General features: G+C 63.3%; 19 protein-coding genes and 1 pseudogene. 12 read left to right on the top strand and 8 right to left on the bottom strand.

Annotation, left to right across the window (positions count from 1 at the left end):
- Window positions 1–52: 52 nt before the first annotated feature.
- The gene (locus tag X744_RS150585) at window positions 53–697 is read right to left on the bottom strand and encodes a cysteine hydrolase family protein (protein ID WP_023760681.1); all 645 of its coding nucleotides are present in this window, start codon (window positions 695–697) and stop codon (window positions 53–55) included.
- Between the two features lie 127 nt (window positions 698–824).
- On the opposite strand from X744_RS150585, the gene X744_RS150590 reads away from it, so the two are divergent.
- On the top strand, window positions 825–1817 hold the full coding sequence (locus X744_RS150590) for a helix-turn-helix domain-containing protein (RefSeq protein ID WP_023760680.1): 993 nt from the start codon (window positions 825–827) through the stop codon (window positions 1815–1817).
- A 59-nt stretch (window positions 1818–1876) separates the two neighbouring features.
- On the opposite strand, the gene X744_RS150595 is transcribed toward X744_RS150590, so the two are convergent.
- Window positions 1877–2485 (bottom strand): cytochrome b/b6 domain-containing protein, encoded by a 609-nt coding sequence (locus X744_RS150595; protein WP_084025525.1) that lies wholly within the window; start codon window positions 2483–2485, stop codon window positions 1877–1879.
- Between the two features lie 5 nt (window positions 2486–2490).
- Entirely contained in the window at window positions 2491–2757 is a 267-nt protein-coding gene (locus X744_RS150600; RefSeq protein ID WP_023760678.1) for a PepSY domain-containing protein, read from the bottom strand.
- A 166-nt stretch (window positions 2758–2923) separates the two neighbouring features.
- Between X744_RS150600 and X744_RS150605 the strand changes: the two genes are divergently transcribed.
- Together X744_RS150605 and X744_RS150610 are read left to right on the top strand one after the other, a co-directional pair.
- Window positions 2924–3583, top strand: a complete 660-nt coding sequence (locus X744_RS150605; protein WP_023760677.1) for a response regulator transcription factor — start codon at window positions 2924–2926, stop codon at window positions 3581–3583.
- Complete coding sequence (locus tag X744_RS150610; RefSeq protein ID WP_023760676.1) at window positions 3580–4914, top strand: ATP-binding protein; 1335 nt, start codon at window positions 3580–3582, stop codon at window positions 4912–4914. The genes X744_RS150605 and X744_RS150610 overlap by 4 nt, the downstream gene beginning before the upstream one ends.
- Before the next feature lie 2 nt (window positions 4915–4916).
- On the opposite strand, the gene X744_RS150615 is transcribed toward X744_RS150610, so the two are convergent.
- Complete coding sequence (locus X744_RS150615) at window positions 4917–5399, bottom strand: sugar O-acetyltransferase (RefSeq protein WP_023760675.1); 483 nt, start codon at window positions 5397–5399, stop codon at window positions 4917–4919.
- A 172-nt stretch (window positions 5400–5571) separates the two neighbouring features.
- On the opposite strand from X744_RS150615, the pseudogene X744_RS01000000169980 reads away from it, so the two are divergent.
- The 3 genes and pseudogenes from X744_RS01000000169980 to X744_RS150625 all read left to right on the top strand — a co-directional run bounded on the left by X744_RS01000000169980 (window position 5572) and on the right by X744_RS150625 (window position 8696).
- Window positions 5572–6044, top strand: a pseudogene (locus X744_RS01000000169980) (DUF4126 domain-containing protein).
- On the top strand, window positions 6041–7417 hold the full coding sequence (locus X744_RS150620) for an FAD-containing oxidoreductase (protein ID WP_023760674.1): 1377 nt from the start codon (window positions 6041–6043) through the stop codon (window positions 7415–7417). Before X744_RS01000000169980 ends, X744_RS150620 begins: the two are co-directional and overlap by 4 nt.
- 223 nt (window positions 7418–7640) lie before the next feature.
- Entirely contained in the window at window positions 7641–8696 is a 1056-nt protein-coding gene (locus tag X744_RS150625; protein WP_023760672.1) for a succinylglutamate desuccinylase/aspartoacylase family protein, read from the top strand.
- 1 nt (window position 8697) lies between these two features.
- Here the strand turns inward: X744_RS150625 and X744_RS150630 are convergent, their stop codons facing one another.
- Window positions 8698–9468 (bottom strand): isocitrate lyase/phosphoenolpyruvate mutase family protein, encoded by a 771-nt coding sequence (locus X744_RS150630; RefSeq protein WP_023760671.1) that lies wholly within the window; start codon window positions 9466–9468, stop codon window positions 8698–8700.
- Between the two features lie 319 nt (window positions 9469–9787).
- Between X744_RS150630 and X744_RS150635 the strand changes: the two genes are divergently transcribed.
- Both X744_RS150635 and X744_RS150640 read left to right on the top strand, forming a co-directional pair.
- The gene (locus X744_RS150635; protein WP_023760670.1) at window positions 9788–11977 is read left to right on the top strand and encodes an anthranilate synthase; all 2190 of its coding nucleotides are present in this window, start codon (window positions 9788–9790) and stop codon (window positions 11975–11977) included.
- A gap of 5 nt (window positions 11978–11982) precedes the next feature.
- Complete coding sequence (locus X744_RS150640; RefSeq protein WP_023760669.1) at window positions 11983–12930, top strand: cation diffusion facilitator family transporter; 948 nt, start codon at window positions 11983–11985, stop codon at window positions 12928–12930.
- Between the two features lie 6 nt (window positions 12931–12936).
- Here the strand turns inward: X744_RS150640 and X744_RS150645 are convergent, their stop codons facing one another.
- From X744_RS150645 to X744_RS150655, 3 genes are all read right to left on the bottom strand, one after another.
- Entirely contained in the window at window positions 12937–13323 is a 387-nt protein-coding gene (locus X744_RS150645; RefSeq protein ID WP_023760668.1) for a type II toxin-antitoxin system VapC family toxin, read from the bottom strand.
- Window positions 13320–13565 (bottom strand): type II toxin-antitoxin system VapB family antitoxin, encoded by a 246-nt coding sequence (gene vapB / locus X744_RS150650; RefSeq protein WP_023760667.1) that lies wholly within the window; start codon window positions 13563–13565, stop codon window positions 13320–13322. The genes X744_RS150645 and vapB overlap by 4 nt, the downstream gene beginning before the upstream one ends.
- 66 nt (window positions 13566–13631) lie before the next feature.
- A complete protein-coding gene (locus tag X744_RS150655; RefSeq protein ID WP_023760666.1) occupies window positions 13632–14735 on the bottom strand; it encodes a hypothetical protein in 1104 nt (367 codons plus the stop codon).
- A gap of 102 nt (window positions 14736–14837) precedes the next feature.
- Between X744_RS150655 and X744_RS150660 the strand changes: the two genes are divergently transcribed.
- The 4 genes from X744_RS150660 to X744_RS150675 all read left to right on the top strand — a co-directional run bounded on the left by X744_RS150660 (window position 14838) and on the right by X744_RS150675 (window position 18781).
- A complete protein-coding gene (locus X744_RS150660) occupies window positions 14838–15278 on the top strand; it encodes a DsrE family protein (RefSeq protein WP_023760665.1) in 441 nt (146 codons plus the stop codon).
- Between the two features lie 62 nt (window positions 15279–15340).
- Window positions 15341–16120: an SDR family oxidoreductase gene (locus X744_RS150665; RefSeq protein WP_023760664.1), complete on the top strand. Its 780-nt coding sequence runs from the start codon at window positions 15341–15343 to the stop codon at window positions 16118–16120.
- A 63-nt stretch (window positions 16121–16183) separates the two neighbouring features.
- Entirely contained in the window at window positions 16184–16492 is a 309-nt protein-coding gene (locus tag X744_RS150670) for a putative quinol monooxygenase (RefSeq protein WP_023760663.1), read from the top strand.
- A gap of 183 nt (window positions 16493–16675) precedes the next feature.
- Window positions 16676–18781 carry a TonB-dependent siderophore receptor gene (locus X744_RS150675; RefSeq protein WP_023760662.1) on the top strand — a complete coding sequence of 702 codons (2106 nt, stop codon included), beginning with the start codon at window positions 16676–16678 and terminating at the stop codon, window positions 18779–18781.
- Window positions 18782–18785: the final 4 nt, after the last annotated feature.

The following is an 18785-nucleotide window of genomic DNA, read 5'->3' as shown; positions in this document are numbered from 1 at the left end:
TATCAAAAGGGCGCCGCAGCGATGCGGCGCCCTTTGCATTTTCCGCTGATGCTTATGCGGCGCTCCGCGACAGCGCCCGCTGGTTGGAGCCGACGATCGTGTCACGCTCCGGCAGCGCTCCTGTCTTCAGGCACTCGACCCATTCGGCGGTCTTGAGCACGGCGGCGAAGCGCGACTGCAGGATGATCGTGACCACGCGGTGGATCTCCTCAGCCGAGGCGTAGCCGGCGCTGTTGGCGTATGGCACCGAGCCGGTGGCGTCGGACAGGAACTCGACGGCGAAGCCCATATGGACGGCGTGGATGATGGTCGACAGGTCGCAATTATGCGTCATGTAGCCGACCACCGTGATCGTATCGATGGCGTTGGCATGCAGCCAGTCCTCGAGGTCGGTTCCGGTGAAGGCGGAGGGCAGGTTCTTTTCGACATAATGGTCGCGACTGCGCCTGGCGATTTCGGGATGCAGTTCGCCGCCATGGCTGCCCTTGGCGAAGATCGGCGATGTCTCGGGCGCCATCTGCTTGACGACCGCCACCTTGATGCCGGCGGCTGCGGCGGCATCCATGGCCCGGGCGACGTTGACCACGCTGTCGCGGAATGGCGGATGCTGGATGGCAAGATTGCCGCCGTCATAGTCGTTCTGGACATCGATGACGATCAGCGCCCGGCGTGGCGTGGCGTTGGCTGGGTCAGACATTGTGTTTTCCTTTCCGGCTTGAATGCGATCGTCCGAAAATAGGCAGGCTGCCAAGCCATCGAAAGTGTCCCGATTGACATCATTCGAAAGAATTGGGACAATATACACTCACTCGCTGGAGGCATCCATGACCGACCCGATCGTTGCCGTCCTCGCCTTCGACGGCATCAGCCCCTTCCATCTCTCCGTGCCGTGCCTGGTCTTCGGCGAGGACAGGACGGCACTTGGGCTACCGCGCTTCGACTTCCGCATCTGCGCGGTCAAGGCCGGCCCAATCCACACCGAGGCCGGCTTGACCGCCGCCGCCCCGCATGGGCTCGAAGGTTTTGACGCTGCCGACATTGTCATCATCCCAAGCTGGCATCGTCTCGGCGAGCCGCCGGCGCCGTTGCTGATGGAGGCGCTGCGCAAGGCACACCGGCGCGGCGCCTTGATTGTCGGACTGTGCCTGGGAACCTTTGCCATAGCCGCAGCCGGGCTATTGTCGGGCCGCCGTGCCGCCACGCACTGGGCCTATTGCGAACAGTTGCAAACACTCCACCCCGATGTCGCCGTCGACGCCACGGTGCTCTATGTCGACAATGGCGATGTCGTTACGTCGGCCGGCGTCGCCGCCGGCCTCGACTGCTGTCTCCACATCGTGCGTGGCCGCTATGGCGCGGAAGCGGCACTGCGGCTGGCCCGCCAGATTGTGCTTTCCCCGCATCGGCAGGGCGGGCAGGCGCAATTCATCGAGCATCCGGTGGCGAGGAGCGCTGATGCCGACCGTTTCGCCCAAGCCCTCGACGCGGTTCGTGCAACGCTCGGCGAGGCGCATAGTCTGGACAGCGTCGCCGAGGCCGCCGGCCTGACCCGGCGCACCTTCACCCGCCGCTTCCAGAAATCGATCGGCACCAGTTTCGGCGAATGGCTGACCGGCCAGCGGGTCGAACTGGCGCAGCGGCTGCTGGAAGCCACGGAGAAACCGATGGATATCGTGGCGTTCGAGGCCGGCTTCGGCAGCGCCACCTCGCTGCGCCAGCATTTCGCCGCTCGGCTCAGGACATCACCGGCGCAATACCGGCGCGAATTTTCCAGGCGGGCCGATCAGAGGGACGAACGTATGGCGCTGTCCTTCTGAGACAGAACGCCGAGGGCGCCGCATCGCGCGGCGCCCTCGGAATTTTGCCGGTTTCTAACTCAGGCAACGTCTTGCGGCGAAGGCGCACGCTTGCGGCCGGTGAGCATGGCGCGAACCAGATTCTCATGATGACGAACGCTGGCCAGCAGCACGCCGCCGACATGAAGTCCGACCAGCACGAGAATTCCATTGCCCAGGATCTTGTGCGTGTCCTCCACCCAGGCCACGCCCCACCAGGCGTCGGTGGTCTGCATCCAGCCGGTAAGCGCAATTCCCGCTACGCAAGCCAGAAGTGCCAGCACCATGGCGCCTCCAGCCGGATTATGGCCGAGATGACGCCTCTCGCGGCCCTTTGCCACGTCGGCGAGATACAGGCTGACGGTTTGCGGTCCGCGCACGAATTGACGAAAGCGCGTATACCCCGAACCCGCAAGCCCGGCGATCAGCCTTGAGGCAATCAGAACCCCAGCGCCATAGCCGGCCAGTTCATGCACCTTCATGATCTCTCCGGAGGAAAGCCAAGCCACCGCAACGCACAGGACCAAGGACCAGTGAAAGAGGCGGACATAGGGGCTCCACACCCTGATCAGGTTTTCTCGTGTCGACTCGACCGAGACTTCTCGTGTCGAATCGACCGAGGCTTCTCGTGTCGAAAAGGTGGCGTTCATGGCGGTCAGCCGTCGTCGGAATCGGCGCCGACCGACTCGAGCGTCTTGGGGTTGAAGACGGCTTCCAGCTTCTTGCCCTTGGCGTCGAGCGCCTTGGCTTCATAGCAGCCGTTTTCCGTCTTGATGCTGCGAACCTTCCAGCCTTCGCTTTCAAGCTTCTTTTGCAGCGCCTCGCGCGGCTGCCACTGGTCGGTCGGCACATCACACTTGTCGGCGGCAAAGGCCGGCCCGGCAAGAGCCATCACCAGCGCGGTCAAGGTCAAGGTCTTCATCTTCTTTTCTCCATCGGCCAATTCCGATGTCACGGACCCTGACCGTGAAACCTGACAGCTGCCTGAACACGCCCGGCGTCGCCCAAAAAGCCGCAGTTGGCTTTCATTCAGCTTCCTGTCAGCCTCATCCCGCATAGACGGGCGGGTTGCTGAACACGGAGGCGAAGTGCGCGTTCTGCTGATCGAGGACGATCCTGTACTGGGCGAAGCGGTGCGCGATCACGTTGCCGCCGACGGCCACGCGGTGGATTGGAGCAGGTCGCTTGGTGAAGCCGGCGATCACCTTCGCGTCGTCTCCTATGAACTCGTTCTCCTCGATCTCCATCTGCCGGATGGCAAGGGGCTCCAATTCCTGAAGCTGCTGCGCCGCGAGAGCAACGACACACCAGTCATCATCCTGACCGCCCGCGACCAGCTCTCCGATCGTATAGAGGGGCTGAACTCCGGAGCGGACGACTATCTGGTCAAGCCGTTTGATCTTGGCGAATTGTCCGCGCGCCTCGCCGCCGTCTCGCGCCGCTATGCGGGAAACCCCAATCCCTTGATCCGTTTCGGGTCTGTCGAGATCGACCAGGCCGCCCGCCGCGTTGTCGTCGGAGGGACGGAGGCGATGCTGACATCGCGCGAATGGGCGGTGCTGGAGCAATTCTTGCGCCGGCCCGGCATGACTGTCGGCAAGAACCAGATCGAGGACGCGCTCTATGCCTTCGGCACGGAGATCGAAAGCAATACTGTCGAAGTGTATGTCAGTCGTCTGCGCAAGAAGATCGGGCGCGACGCCGTCACGACGGTAAGAGGGCTTGGCTACCGCCTGGCATCCTCATGAGACTGCTCAGCAGCCTTGCCGGTCGCCTCGTCGCTTCGCTGATCCTGGTCACGGTCGCCTTCGGCCTGGTCGCCGCCGGCACGGGAAGCATCACGCTGCATCGTGAAATCAACGAAGCCATGGACAGCTCGATGCAGGAAGCGGCGCGCCGGCTGCTGCCGCTGGTGATCGACGATCTTTTCGGACGCGAGGCGTCGCAATCGCCCCGCAGGCTGGCGGAGGCCGTTTCGGACGATGACGGCGGGCGTCTCATTTTCCAGGTGCGCGACGCCACCGGTCACGTTCTCATTCATTCTTACAACGCTCCGGCCGAGCCGCTCACGGCCGAGCTTGTTCAGGGTTTCTCGGAGGCATCGGGATGGCGCATCTACACAGAGCCCACGGTCAGCGGCACGGTTCTCATCCAGGTCGCCGAGCTTGATGCACGACGCAACGAGGAAACCCTCGAAGCCGCCACCGGCTTCCTGATACCAATGGTCATCCTGATCCCCTTGAGCGCACTTTTCGCATGGCTGACCCTGGCGCGTTTCCTGAGGCCTATCGAAACACTGCGCGGCGAGATCAGCGCCCGTCATGGCGACAATCTCGCTCCGATCCGAACCGAGGACTTGCCCTCAGAACTCGCCGCTATCGCCAAGTCGGTCAACAGCCTGATGCGGCGCCTGCACATGGCGCTTGATGCAGAAAAGGAATTCACAGCAAACGCCGCGCATGAATTGCGCACGCCGATTGCCGGCGCGCTGGCACAGACGGAGCGGCTGATTGCTGAAGCTCCGGACGAGGCGGCAAGAAAACGCCCGCGTCAGATCAAGGTGGCGTTGGGCGAGCTTGCCAGCCTGTCTGAAAAGCTGATGCAGTTGGCGCGCGCTGACGCCGGAGTGGCCGTTGCCGGCAACCCCGCCGACCTCGCCGCGGTCGCTGCACTGGTGGTGGAAGACTTCGAACAGCGCAGCGAAAACAAGGGCCGCCTTCGCCTCGAAACGCCTGACAAAGGCAAGGCGATGGCCGCGATCGACACGGATGCACTGGCCATCGTCCTGCGCAACCTCATCGAGAATGCCTTGCGGCATGGCACCGAAGGCGGAGCGGTGGTCGTGCACATAGACGAGGACGCCCGACTCAGCGTGGTCAGCCAAGGCCCGGTGGTTTCCGCGCCTGCTGGCCTGATCAGGCGGTTCGAACGCGGCGCAACACGTGCCGAGGGATCGGGCCTCGGCCTGGCGATCGTCAACCGGATCCTGCAACAGATCGATGCGTCACTGGCGCTGAATTCACCCGCATCAGGCCGACAAGACGGATTTGAAGCGACGATCCGGTTTCCCAAGGCATAGCATCAGCTGCGCCTGACCGCCCGTGCCGGATTGCCGACCACGGTGGTATTGTCGGGCACGTCGCGCGTCACCACCGCACCGGCGCCGCCACTTGATGGCCAGTACNCCAGTCCCGCTTGCCGCCCACTGGCCTCTTTGTGATGCTCGGCGCAGTAGATTTGCACATGGGGGCCGAGTAGCGTTCCCCTGCCGATGCGTATGCTTGCCGTGTCGAGGATGGTGCAGCCGGCATTGAGAAAGACGCCGTCGCCGAGAAAGATGTTGAAGCCATAGGCGCAGTGGAACGGCGCCTCGATGCGGGCGCCCTCACCGGCCTTGCCGAGCAACGCCTTCAGGCTTGGCCCGAGATTGCCGCGCTGCCGCGGCGGCAGGCAATTGTGCTCGAACACCGCGTCGCGCGTTGTCGCCCGCAACGCCTCGAGTTCGTCGTCGAGGCACGTGTACCATTGGCCGGCCGCCATCTTTGCGCGCTCGCTTTCAGCCATGACGGTGTCTCCAGTTGACGTCTTTGCCAAAGCACAATTGCAATGGACGGGAAAGTGCCAATGCCTCTGCAACACCGGGCGCAAAAACCATTCCAATTTTCGAAGTCATGCGCTGGCCAAATGCCGGACCTATGCTAGCCTGCTCTTGCCGGAGAGATCGAGGGGATCAACAATGCTCTATATTCTCGCACTCCTGATCGGCGTCATTGCCGGTCTTCGCGCCATGACCGCGCCAGCCGCCGTCGCCTGGGGCGCCTGGCTCGGCTGGCTGCCGGTTGCCGGCACCTGGGCGAGCTTCATGAGCCATTGGGCGGCCGTCGGCATTTTCACCATCCTGGCCATCGTCGAGATGGTCACCGACCAATTGCCGTCGACGCCAAGCCGCAAGGTACCGCAGCAATTCGGCGCCCGCATCATCATGGGTGCCTTCACCGGCGCGGTCATCGGCGCGACAGGCGGCGCCACCATCGGCGGCCTGATCGCCGGCGCCATCGGCGCGGTCATCGGCACGCTGGGCGGCGCCGAGGCGCGCGGCCGGCTCCCCCCCNGCTCGCCGCCGCCTTCGGCAAGGATCCGCCCGCCGCCTTCATCGAGGATGCGGTGGCGATCATCGGCGGCCTCCTGATCGTGGCGGCGGTGGCATGACGGCCAAGACGTTCGACGCTATCGTCATCGGCGCCGGACAGGCCGGGCCGCCATTGGCGGGCCAACTGACGGAAGCCGGCATGAGCGTGGCGCTGATCGAGCGCAAGCTGGTCGGCGGCACCTGCGTCAACACCGGCTGCATGCCGACCAAGACCATGGTCGCCAGTGCCTATGCCGCGCAGCTGGCGCGGCGTGCGGCCGACTATGGCGTCACGCTCGGCGGCCCCGTCGGCGTCGACTATGCCAGGATCAAGGCGCGCAAGGACAAGGTGACGATCGACGCCCGCAGCAATCTGGAGAGTTGGATCGGCGGAATGAAGGGCTGCACGCTCTACCGTGGCCATGCGCGTTTCGAATCCTCCAACACGGTGCGCGTCGGCAACGAGCTTCTGACCGCCGAAAAAATCTTCCTCAACACCGGCGGCCGCGCCTCGGTGCCGGATTTGCCCGGCATTCACGACATCGACTATCTGACCAATTCGTCGATGATGGATCTCGACGTGCTGCCGCGCCATCTCGTCGTCGTCGGCGGCAGCTATGTCTCGCTCGAATTCGCGCAGATGTTCCGCCGCTTCGGCAGCGAAGTCACCGTCATCGAGAAGAGCCCCCGCCTGACCGGCCGCGAGGACGAGGATGTCTCGGCCGCCATCCTGTCGATCCTCGAAAACGAAGACATTACAGTCCATGTCGGTGCCGACGACATCAGCTTCGCCAAGCAGGGCAAGGACATCGCAGTGACCTTCTCGGCCGGCAAACCGCCGGCGGTCGGCTCGCATGTACTGCTGGCCCTCGGACGGACGCCCAACACCGACGACCTCGGCCTCGATAGAGCAGGCGTCGAGGTCGACCGGCGCGGCTTCGTCATTGTCGATGACCAACTGCGCACCAGCGTGCCCGGTATCTGGGCGATGGGCGACTGCAACGGCAAGGGTGCCTTCACCCACACCTCCTACAACGACTACGAGATCGTCGCCGCCAACCTGCTCGACAACGATCCGCGCAAGGTCAGCGACCGCATCGAAGCTTATGCGCTCTACATCGACCCCCCGCTCGGCCGCTGCGGCATGACCGAGGCCGCGGTGAAGAAATCCGGCCGTCGCGCACTGGTCGGCCAGCGGCCGATGAGCCGAGTCGGCCGCGCTGTCGAAAAGGGCGAGACGCAAGGCTTCATGAAGATCCTGGTCGATGCACATACCAGGGAAATCCTCGGCTGCTCGGTGCTCGGCCCCGGCGGCGACGAGGCGGTGCATTGCGTGCTTGACCTGATGTACGCCAAGGCGCCCGTCGACACGCTCGCGCGCGCCGTGCACATCCATCCCAACGTCTCGGAATTGCTGCCGACCATTGCCCAGGAGTTGAAGCCGCTGGTTTGAGAGCGCCTGCGGCAACCCATAAGGCCCTTCTTCTTCTGCATTGCTGGATGTGACCGCACGCGTCTTCACCGCCTTCGGCCATGGCGCAGCACTTGCCCTGCTGGCGGTCACCGTCGCTGAGGCTCCCGCAGAGTAACCTCTTGCGCCCATAGCGCGGCCGGCTGGACCAATCGACATCGGCGTCTTCAAACGGGCATGTCTCATACTCTTGATGGAGGACGTCATGCAGAAATCGATCGAGCGCATCGCCGGTGAAAGCGAGGGCGTTTCCTACGAATTCCCGCTGTTCCGCTTTGCGGGCGCGGACAAGGCTGCCCCTTCGGCCTATCTGCAGGCAGCGCTCCATGCCGGTGAATTGCCGGGCGTCGTCGCCATCGACGCGCTGATGCCGATGCTCAACAAGGCGGAGGCTGAAGGCCGCATCAAGGGCAACCTCACCATCGTGCCCTGGGCCAACCCGATCGGTCGCGCGCAGTATCATTTCGGCGAGCATCAAGGCCGCTTCCATCTGGGCACCCGCACCAATTTCAACCGCGGCTTTCCATTGCTCGCCGCGCCAGACATAGCCCTCTTGCACGACACCGCACTTGGGACGGCCGACCAGCGGCTGAAGAGCCGGCTGGTGCAGCTGTCGCTCGGCCATGACATCGTTCTCGACCTGCACTGCGACGACGAGGGCCTCGCCTATCTCTACGTCCACACCAGCCTTTGGCCCGCAATGGCCGATTGCGCCGCCGCCATGGGCGTCGATGCGGTCGTGCTGTGGAGCGAGGACACCGATGGCACCTTCGAAGGCGCGTCGATCATGCCCTACCAAAACGTTCCAGATGATGTGGCCAAGCTCGGCCGCCGCGTCGCCACCACGGTCGAATATCGCGGCATCCTCGATGTCGACGGTGCCCTGGCCGCCTCCGACGCCGAAGGGCTCTACCGGCTGCTGGTGGCGCGCGGCGTGATCGCCGATGCCACGCTGCCCGCGCCTGGCTCGTTCAAAGGGGTCGTCGCGCCGCTGGAAAACATCGATATGATGCCGGCGCCCCGAGCCGGTGCCGTGCTCTATGACGTGAAGCCCGGCGACCGCGTCGCCAAGGGTGCACGCCTTGCCATCATCCTCCATACACCGGGCGAAGCCGATGGCCGCACGGAGGTCTTCGCGCCGCAGGACGGCATCATCCTGACCCGCCGATCGCGGCGCATCATCCGCGCCGGCGAGGATCTGCTGAAGCTGGTCGGTGACAGGAAGAGCGCCGACGCCCGGTCAGGGACGCTGGAAGATTGATCTAGCCAGAAATGGCCTGCCGCGCCTTCGCCTCCAGCCATTCTGCCATCTGCCGGTAGGGCACCGGCCCGTGGCTGATGCGGGCGACGCCGAGTTCGGCCAGCCGCTGGCGCGGCGGCACATGCGCCAGCGCGATGATGTTGACCGGCAACGCGATTGCCTTGCAGAGCGCCTCGATGAGGCCCTCATCACCAAGGCCCGGCGCGAAAAAGCCGCTCGCTCCGGCCTTTTCATAGGCTCGCGCCCGTTCGATCGCCTGATCGAGCAGCGCCTTGTCGTGCGCATCCGGCTTGGCCTTGAGGAAGATATCGGTTCGGGCATTGAGGAAGGCCGGGATGCCGGAGGCCTTGACGGCAGCCGCTGCGGCTTCGATCCGCTTTGCCTGGACAGTGATGTCGTGCAGGCCAGTGCCGCCGACAATCTGGTCCTCGAAATTGAAACCGATGGCACCGGCCTGCAAGGCAAGCGTCACGGTGCGGGCGACGATGTCCGGGTCGACGCCATAACCGCCTTCAAGGTCCATGGTCACCGGCAGGTCGACCGACCCGACGATGCGCCTGATGTTGTCGAGTGCCAGCTCCAGCGGGATCTTCTCGCCATCGGCGTATCCGAACGCGGCCGCCACCGGCCAGCTTCCGGTGGCGATCGCCTTGGCGCCTGCTTTCTCGACGATCTTGGCCGAGCCCGGATCCCATGCATTGTAGAGGACGATTGGGTTTCCCTTGAGGTGGAGGGAATGGAACGTGCGCGCGCGCTCGATTTGCTCGGTCATCGGTGTTTCCCATGTTCCTGCTGTTGGATGACAATCTAGGCCGCGCTGTCGGCTCTGGCGATGTGCCATGAGATGCAGAAGCTGCGGCCACCGGACAGGCTTTTCAAACCTGTTGCGTATCCTCCCTTTCGCAGCTATGGATTTCGCCATGAACATGCGTTCGACCAAGACCATTTGGTGGTGGGCCTGCTGACAGCGGCCTGTTCGAACGCGCGTGCGCGAAAAGAGAGGGTGGCCGCAACGGAAAGTCCGGGCGGCCATTTGTTTTTTCCAAGCCATTCCCGGGTCCGTTGCCCCAAATAAGCTGATGGAGACGGCAATGACGATGAAGGTTCTGGATAACGGGGCGGAAAGTTTCGTGACCGCGGGTGGCGTGACCATCACCCGCGAGCGCCACGACCGGCCCTATGCGGGCGCGATCGACGCTTACGTCGACGGTCTGAATTCGCGCCGCGGCGCCGTGTTTTCCTCGAACTACGAATATCCCGGTCGCTACACGCGCTGGGACACCGCCATCATCGATCCGCCGCTGGTCATCTCGGCACGCGGCCGCGCCATGCGCATTGAGGCGCTGAACCGCCGTGGCGAAGCGCTGTTACCGGTCATCGGCAACGCGCTGGGTGGGCTCGCCGACGTCACCATCGCCGAGACATCGAAAAAGCTCATCCGCCTCGACGTCGCCAAGCCCGGCCGCGTCTTCACCGAGGAGGAGCGCAGCCGCGTTCCTTCGGTGTTCACCGTCCTGCGCGCCATCACTGCCTTGTTCAAGACCGAGGAAGACGCCAATCTCGGTCTCTACGGTGCTTTCGGCTACGACCTCGCCTTCCAGTTCGACCCGGTCGACTACAAGCTCGAGCGCAAGCAAAATCAACGCGACCTGGTGCTGTTCCTGCCCGACGAGATCCTGGTCGTCGACCATTATTCGGCTAAGGCCTGGACCGACCGCTACGACTATGCCGGCGACGGGTTTTCGACGGAGGGATTGCCGCGCGACGAAATCGCCGATCCGTTCAAGAGCCCCGACCGCATCCCGCCGCGCGGCGACCATGAGCCCGGCGAATACGCCAATCTGGTGCGCAAGGCGATGGACAGTTTCAAGCGCGGCGACCTGTTCGAGGTCGTCCCCGGACAGATGTTCTACGAGCGCTGCGAGACGCAGCCATCCGAGATTTCGCGCAAACTGAAGTCGATCAACCCCTCGCCCTATTCCTTCTTCATCAATCTGGGCGAAGGCGAATATCTGATCGGCGCCTCGCCCGAAATGTTCGTGCGCGTCAACGGCCGCCGTGTCGAGACCTGCCCGATCTCGGGCACCATCAAGCGCGGCGACGATGCCATCTCCGACTCCGAGCAGATCCTGAAACTGCTGAACTCCAAGAAGGACGAATCCGAACTGACCATGTGCTCGGACGTCGACCGCAACGACAAGTCGCGGGTCTGCGAGCCGGGTTCGGTGCGCGTTATCGGCCGCCGCCAGATCGAGATGTATTCGCGCCTGATCCACACCGTCGATCACATCGAAGGTCGGCTGCGCGAAGGCATGGATGCCTTCGACGCGTTTCTGTCGCATGCCTGGGCGGTCACCGTCACCGGCGCGCCGAAACTGTGGGCCATGCGCTTCATCGAACAGAACGAAAAGAGCCCGCGCGCCTGGTATGGTGGCGCGATCGGCATGGTCAATTTCAACGGCGACATGAACACCGGCCTCACGCTTCGCACCATCCGCATCAAGGACGGCATTGCCGAAGTGCGCGCCGGCGCCACATTACTCTTCGACAGCGTTCCCGAGGAAGAAGAGGCCGAAACCGAACTGAAGGCATCCGCCATGCTCTCCGCCATTCGCGACGCCAAGACAGGCAATTCCGCCAGCACCGAGCGCACCACCGCGCGCGTTGGCGACGGCGTCAACATCCTGCTTGTCGACCACGAGGACTCGTTCGTCCACACGCTGGCCAATTATTTCCGCCAGACCGGAGCCAATGTCTCGACCGTGCGCACGCCGGTGCCGGAGGAAGTGTTCGACCGGCTGAAGCCCGACCTCGTCGTGCTGTCGCCAGGACCGGGCACGCCGAAGGACTTCGATTGCGCCGCAACCATCAGACGAGCCCGCACCCGCGACCTGCCGATCTTCGGCGTCTGCCTTGGCCTGCAAGCCCTGGCCGAGGCCTATGGCGGCGAACTGCGGCAACTGCACATACCGATGCACGGCAAGCCGTCGCGCATCCGCGTCTCCAAGCCCGGCATCATCTTCTCCGGCCTGCCCAAGGAAGTCACCGTCGGCCGCTATCACTCGATCTTTGCCGACCCGGTGCGGCTGCCCGACGATTTCATCGTCACGGCGGAAACCGAAGATGGCGTCATCATGGCCTTCGAACACCGCAAGGAACCGATCGCGGCGGTGCAGTTCCACCCGGAATCGATCATGACGCTCGGCCACAATGCCGGGATGCGCATCATCGAGAACATAGTCGCCCACCTGCCGCGCAAGGCCAAGGAAAAGGCCGCCTGACAATCATGGCCGAAACCGAGGACACAATGGCGATCGCGGCCAAGGCGGCCGCGAAGCGCAAGGTCGCCAACCTTGCGTTCTGGTCGATCATCATTGCGGCAATCGTGCTCGGCTTGAAGCTCGTCGCCTGGTACGTCACCGGCTCGGTCGCGCTCTATTCGGACGCGCTGGAATCGATCGTCAACGTCATTGCGTCGATCGCCGCTTTCTGGGCGATCCAGGTCAGCTACAGGCCGGCCGATCAAGACCATCCCTTCGGCCACCACAAGGCGGAGTATTTCTCGGCGGTGCTGGAAGGCGTGCTGATCGTGCTCGCCGCACTTTTGATCCTCAACGAGGTCTGGCGCTCCTGGCAGACCCCGGCACCGCTCGAACAGCCCTGGGAAGGTCTTTCCGTCAACGGCGTCGCTACCGTTATCAATGCCTTCTGGGCGTGGACGTTGATCCGCGCCGGCAGGGCGGAGAAGTCACCGGCGCTGGTCGCCGACGGCAACCATATCATGACCGACGTGGTCACCTCGATCGGTGTCTTCGGCGGCCTGGTCGGTGCGGTCCTGACCGGCTGGCAGATCCTCGATCCAGCACTTGCCGTCCTCGTGGCGCTGAACATCCTGTGGCAGGGCTGGCACGTCATCGGCTCGTCGATGAACGGCCTGATGGACCGCGCCGTCGACACGCAGGAACACATGCGCATCCGCGACGTCATCTCGGCCAATTGCAAGGGCGCGATCGAGGTCCACGACCTCAAGACCCGCATCGCCGGCCGCGCCACCTTCATCGAATTCCATCTGGTCGTCGATGCCGACATGTCGGTCGGCGCCAGCCATGTCATCTGCGACCGCATCGAGGACGCCCTGAAGGCCGAAATCCCCTCCGTGCGGGTCACCATCCACGTCGAGCCCGACGACGAAGCCAAGCTGCCCAAGGGCACGACGGCGGTGCCGTTCGCGTGAGGCGGTTCACCAGGTCTCGATTGAGAGATCTTTGATACGCTCGAATTCCCGGACATTGCGGGTCATCAGTGTGAGGTTTCGAGCGCGCGCCTGCCCGCCGATCAACGCATCGTAGGGACCGATCGGAGTTCCCAACGTCGCAAGCGTTGCCCGAATCTCGCCGGCATGTCTCGCGTCTTCCCGGTCAAATTCGAGGACGGGGAACTGCAGAGCTTCTATGCGTGCCAAATTTTCGGGCCTTCGCTGGCTCTTTTCAGCACCATAGTACAATTCGTGCACCACTATCGCCGAGAGGGCAAAGTCCTGCGGCGTGTGCTGTTTGAGTAATGTCAGCAGACCCTCATCGCCCTTGATAACCGCGATAATGGCATTGGTGTCGAGCAGGTAGATCACTTGAAGACGTCATCCAAGGCGGGTCGATCCTGGCCGTCCTGACGTTCCAGCGCTGCCTCGGCGAAATCATTATCAAGCGGTCCGATCACTTGGTCGAGCCACGCCCAATCCTGCGCAAGCGGTTCCAGGATGACGGTTTGCCCGTGACGGCGAATCGAAACCTCATCTGTTTCGAAACGGAACTCCTTGGGCAGACGCACAGCTTGTGACCGGCCCGACCAGAACACTTTTGCCTTGTCCATCATGCTATCCTCAAATGAGATATAGCAAAGATATATCCCTTCATGACGACGTAGACAAGTCCGAACTCAAGGCGCGCAGGCCGATTGCGGCATTGGCTGCAGCCGATAGACCTTGTCGTCGGATTTGGTCTTGCCGTCGGCGGCCTTCGAACACAGGTCGACGATCGCGAGTGCGCTGTTGGGGTTGGCCAGCATCATCGTGCCGTCGGCGCCTCGCTTGAGAAAAATCTCCTTCTGCGCGATATCGCAGGAGAAATTGCTCATCTTCGAGCTCGCCGCGCAGCGCCATTGGTCGGCCTCGCCCTGACAGGAATAGGTCTGCGTCACCTCAGCCGATTTCTGCCGCGTGGTAACCGAGACGGCAATGTCGGCGCCATCAGGCCAGTTGGCTGCATCGCTCCCTGAAGCAAACGACGCCAGTTCGACCGGCCCGCGGAAAACCCGGATCGACTGCGTCAGTTGATCGGGATGCGAGCCGAGATGCGCTGCATCGTAGTCGCGCCCATAGCAGAACGCCTGGTCCGGCTTCAGCCGCTCGCGCAGAGGCAGCCCAAGCGCGGGGTCGACTGGATCGATGCGCGCGAACTCCGCCTTGCAGATCGCGGCCGGCATTGGGTCGAGGCGGAAATTGTCGTCCTCCGAACCCAGCGCCTGCCTGTCATATTCCGCTGCGCCCAACTCCTCTTCCGAATCGGCATCGAGATAGATGTCGGGCTGCAGATCCGAGAGGAGCAGCCGGCCCTTGTCGTCGACCTTCAGCGATGCAAGCGTCCGGTCGCACTCCATACCGCAATGGATGGCGCCTGCCTTGCCGTCCTCCGACGCATGATTGCACCAGCCGCCGGCCCATTCCGGCGCCTTGGCGCCGCGCACGGAGGTGGCGATGAAGGCATTGTAGGAAGTGTCGGAATTCACGGTCGGCTCTTCATTCGGCCGGCTGACCGGATCATGGCCGTAGTAGAAGAAGATCCGCGCCACCTTCTGCTTCGGGTGCGCCTTCAGATGCGCCGCATCATAGACGCGGCCGAAACAGGCATCAGTGTGGCTGGGACTGAGTTCGGTGAGCTTGAGCGCATCGTCCGCGGAGGCCGATCCTGCAAGCACGCCAAGCAGCGCCGCGCCAAACCCGGCGCCGGCGACTGTCTTCCATTCCCCTGCCCTGACCGCCATGTAATCTCTCCCCCGCATCGACAGGACGCAATGTCAATTTATGCTAGTATTGCGGCTGGAGTCACGCAATTCGCGGTGAGCCGCCAAGCGGGGGAGGATGCCATGCGCCGGCGCGATATGTTCCGCGCGATTCTTGCCGGAACCGGAACGGTTCTTGGTCTGCGGGCGGTGCAGGCCGCAGCGGTAACGGAGCCGGCCCGGCAAAAGGTCGCCTATCACTTGAGCGACGTCGACAAGGTCAACTTCGTGCTCGGCAACATCAAGAACCACTATGATGGCACCGGCGGCAATGTCGACATCGTGCTGGTCGTGCATGGTCCTGCGCTCGCCGCCTTCAAGTCGAAAGGCATATCGGCCGCGATTTCCGGGCGCTTCGCCGGCCTGGTGCAGCAGGGGCTGGAACCGCATGCCTGCGCCAACACCATGCAGGGCATGGATATTTCGCTCGCCGACCTGCTCGCCGGCTTCCATGCCGCCGACAAGGGCGGCGTCGTCAAACTCGCCGAACTGCAAGGCCAGGGTTACGCCTATCTGCGCCCGTGAGGCTTGAACACCGGGGTGGCAAGGGCCTACGAAGGGCAGGCAGACATCCCGGAGGAAGAACCGTGCCAGCCACCACACTCAGCATACCCGATCTCGCCGGCAAGGCGGTGCTGGTCACCGGTGCGTCGACCGGTATCGGCGCTGCGCTGGCGCTGGCTTATGCAGCGCAGAAATGCAAGGTGGCGCTGCACTACAATTCGAGCCGCGACGCCGCCGAAAGGCTCGGGTTGACGATCGCCGACAAGGGCGGCGAGGTGTTTCTCGTCCAGGGCGATTTTTCCGTTGCCGCCGATGTCGAACACGTCGTCGAAGAGAGCGCGCAGTATTTCGGCCGCCTCGACGGCCTGATCAACAATGCCGGCGGCATGCTTGGCCGCGTGCCCTACGCAGAGCAGACCGAGGCGCATTACGACGCGGTGATGGACCTCAATGCGCGTTCGGTATTGACCGCCTCGCGCAGGGCGATCCCGTGGCTGAAGAAACAGGGCGGCTTCATCGTCAACACCTCGTCGATCGCCGCGCGCAATGGAGCGGGCGGCGGCGCCGGACTTTACGGCTCGGCCAAGGCATTCGTCTCCAATGTGACGCGCGGCATGGCCAAGGAGCTGATCGGCTTCGGCATCCGCGTCAACGCGGTGGCGCCCGGCACCATTCTGACGCCGTTCCACGAGCGCTATTCGACCGACGACCAGATGAAAGGCATGATCGCCACCATTCCGCAGGGGCGTGCCGGCACGGCTGAGGATTGCGTCGGCGCCTATCTGTTCCTCTCTTCCGATCTTTTGAGCGGCTACATCACCGGCCAGGTGATCGAGGTGAATGGCGGCCAGTTGATGCCTTGAGCGGCTATCGGCATACTGGCTATCTGCATGTTCTTGTCGACAACCTCAAACGGAGACAACGGAATGTACGGACTGATCGGCAAGATGCGGGCGGCGCGCGGCCAGCGTGACGCGGTCATCGACCTCCTGCGCGCCAGCACCGGCGCCCTGCCGGGTTGCCTCAACTACATCATCGCCCGCGACCCCGCGGATGCCGATGCTATCTGGGTCACCGAAGTGTGGATCGACGCCGAAAGTCACAAGGCATCGCTGCAGCTTCCGGAAGTCCAGGCGACGATCGCCAAGGCCCGGCCGTTCATCGCCGGCTTTGAATTCCAGGTCGAAACCCATCCTGTCGGCGGCTTCGGGCTGGCCGACGCCAAGACCGGCTGACCAGGACAGACGGCAAAGCCGCCGCCCCAGAAGCTCAAAACCAAATCGGTCGAATCCGTCAGCAGTGCCGCTCTGCAACAGCCCATGTCAGCTTGGGCCGCTGCGGGAAAAAATACTTGACTCCCATACTCATATTTGAGAACGCGGGGACGCAATCAAGCATGAGACGGTGGAGACGAGTTGATGCGAACAAGGCTGACGACATGGCGCCTGTGGATCTCATTGTTGGGCGGCGCGGCAATGCTCGGCCAGTCCGGCGCTGCACATGCGCAGGACAGCGAAACGTCCACCATGCTCGGCAACATCGAGGTCACCGCGCAGAGCAACGAAATCCTGAAGCAGGATGGCTATGTCGCCAAGAAGGATCGCATCGGCACCAAGACCGACACGCCGCTGGCCAGGATTCCGCAGGCCGTTTCAGTGGTGACGCAGGCGCAGATCGAGGACCAGAAGCCGCGTACGCTGAACGAAACGCTCGGCTACACTGCCAGCGCCAACCCCAACAGTTTCGGCTTCGACACCCGCTACGATGCGTTCTTCCTGCGCGGCTTCCAGGCCTTCTACAACGGCATGTTCCGCGACGGGCTGCGCCAGTACAATGGGCCTTCGGCCTGGTTCAGGACCGAGCCCTACGGGATCGAGGGCGTGACAATCCTGAAAGGCCCGGCATCGTCGCTCTATGGTGTCAGCGGCCCAGGCGGCATCGTCAATGTCGTCACCAAGCGCCCCAAGGATGAGCCGTTCCGCGAGATCGAACTGCTCGCAGGCGAGCACAACCGGTTTCAGGCGGGCCTTGACGCATCCGGACCCGTGAACGAGGACGGCACCGTCCTCTATCGCTTCACCAGCCTCGGCCGCAAAAGCGATACCGAATTGCCTAGCTATCCCGACGACAAAGTCTATCTGGCGCCGGCTGTCACCTTCAAACCGGACGAGGACACCAAGCTCACCATTCTTGGCGAATATTCGAAATCGGTCACCGGTGGCACGGCCGCCTTCTACAATTCAGGCTATGGCGTGCTGTCCAATGTCTATGAGGGCGATCCGGCCTGGAACGATTTCACCCAGAGCCAGGGCCGCATCGGCTACGAGTTCGAGCATCGTTTCAACGATGTGCTGACGGTGCGCCAGAACCTGCGCTACAACGCCGTCGACACCGACATCGAGTACAGCGGCCACTATCCGGACGGTGCCGACTTGAAGCGCTACTGGGGCCACTACACCGAGACCATGAAGAACTTCGTCGTCGACAATATGGCGCAGTTCGAGTTCGACACCGGCGCGGTCAGGCACACCGCCGTCGGCGGCATCGACTATGCCTGGTCGGACTACGACGCCGGCAGCGGTCTGTCCTATGTCTCGGTCGACGACATCAAGGCGATGCCGGTTCCCCACTCCGGCGGACAGGAGATGAACCAGCTCGGCGTCTATCTGCACGACCAGATGGAGTGGAACGATTTCACCCTGTTCACCAGCGGCCGCTACGACTGGGTCGACACAACCTCCACCGCCGCCGACTACAGCACGTCGAAGCAGAAGGACAGCGCCTTTTCCGGCCGTCTCGGCCTGTCCTACCAGACCGAATGGGGCATCACGCCCTACGTCAACTATTCGACCTCGTTCTCGCCCAATATCGGCTTCGTGTATGACGACGTCACCAGCCCTGTCGGCCGTGTCGCCCGGCCGACCATCGCGACGCAGAAGGAGATCGGCGTCAAATACGAGATCCCGAATTACAATGCGACCGTCAGCGCCGCGCTGTTCGACATCGACCAGAAGGACGGCGTCGTCTTCGACGCCTCGACAGGCATCAACAAGCAGCGCCAGCTCGACCTGAATTCGCGCGGTGTCGAACTGGAAGCCAATGCCTCGCTCGACAACGGCTTCAGCTTCATCGCTTCCTATACCTATCTGCGCGTCAGGATCGAGCGTGGCGCCGAAGGAACCGATGGCAAGGAGCTATCAGCGACGCCGAACCACATCCTGTCGCTGTGGGGCCACTACCAGTTCGAGAACGGCACGCTGGAGGGGCTGGGGCTCGGCACTGGAGTGCGCGTCGCCGGCTCGAGCTATGGCGACGACACCAACACTTTCAAGAACAGCGCACGCGCCTTCGTCGACGCCTCGCTCTCCTATGATTTCGGCTATCGCAATCCGAAGTTGGAAGGCGTCAAGCTGCAGGTCAACGCCAAGAACCTGTTCGACAGCCAGAAGACCATCTGCTCGGCGGGCTATTGCTACCGCGACGAGGGCCGCTCACTGTTCGCCGGCCTGCGCTACCGCTTCTGACGAG

It is taken from the genome of Mesorhizobium sp. LNHC252B00, from assembly GCF_000502955.1.
Taxonomy (GTDB): domain Bacteria; phylum Pseudomonadota; class Alphaproteobacteria; order Rhizobiales; family Rhizobiaceae; genus Mesorhizobium.
The sequence above is the reverse complement of the archived record's forward strand: the minus strand, read 5'-3'. Positions and strand labels throughout refer to the sequence as shown.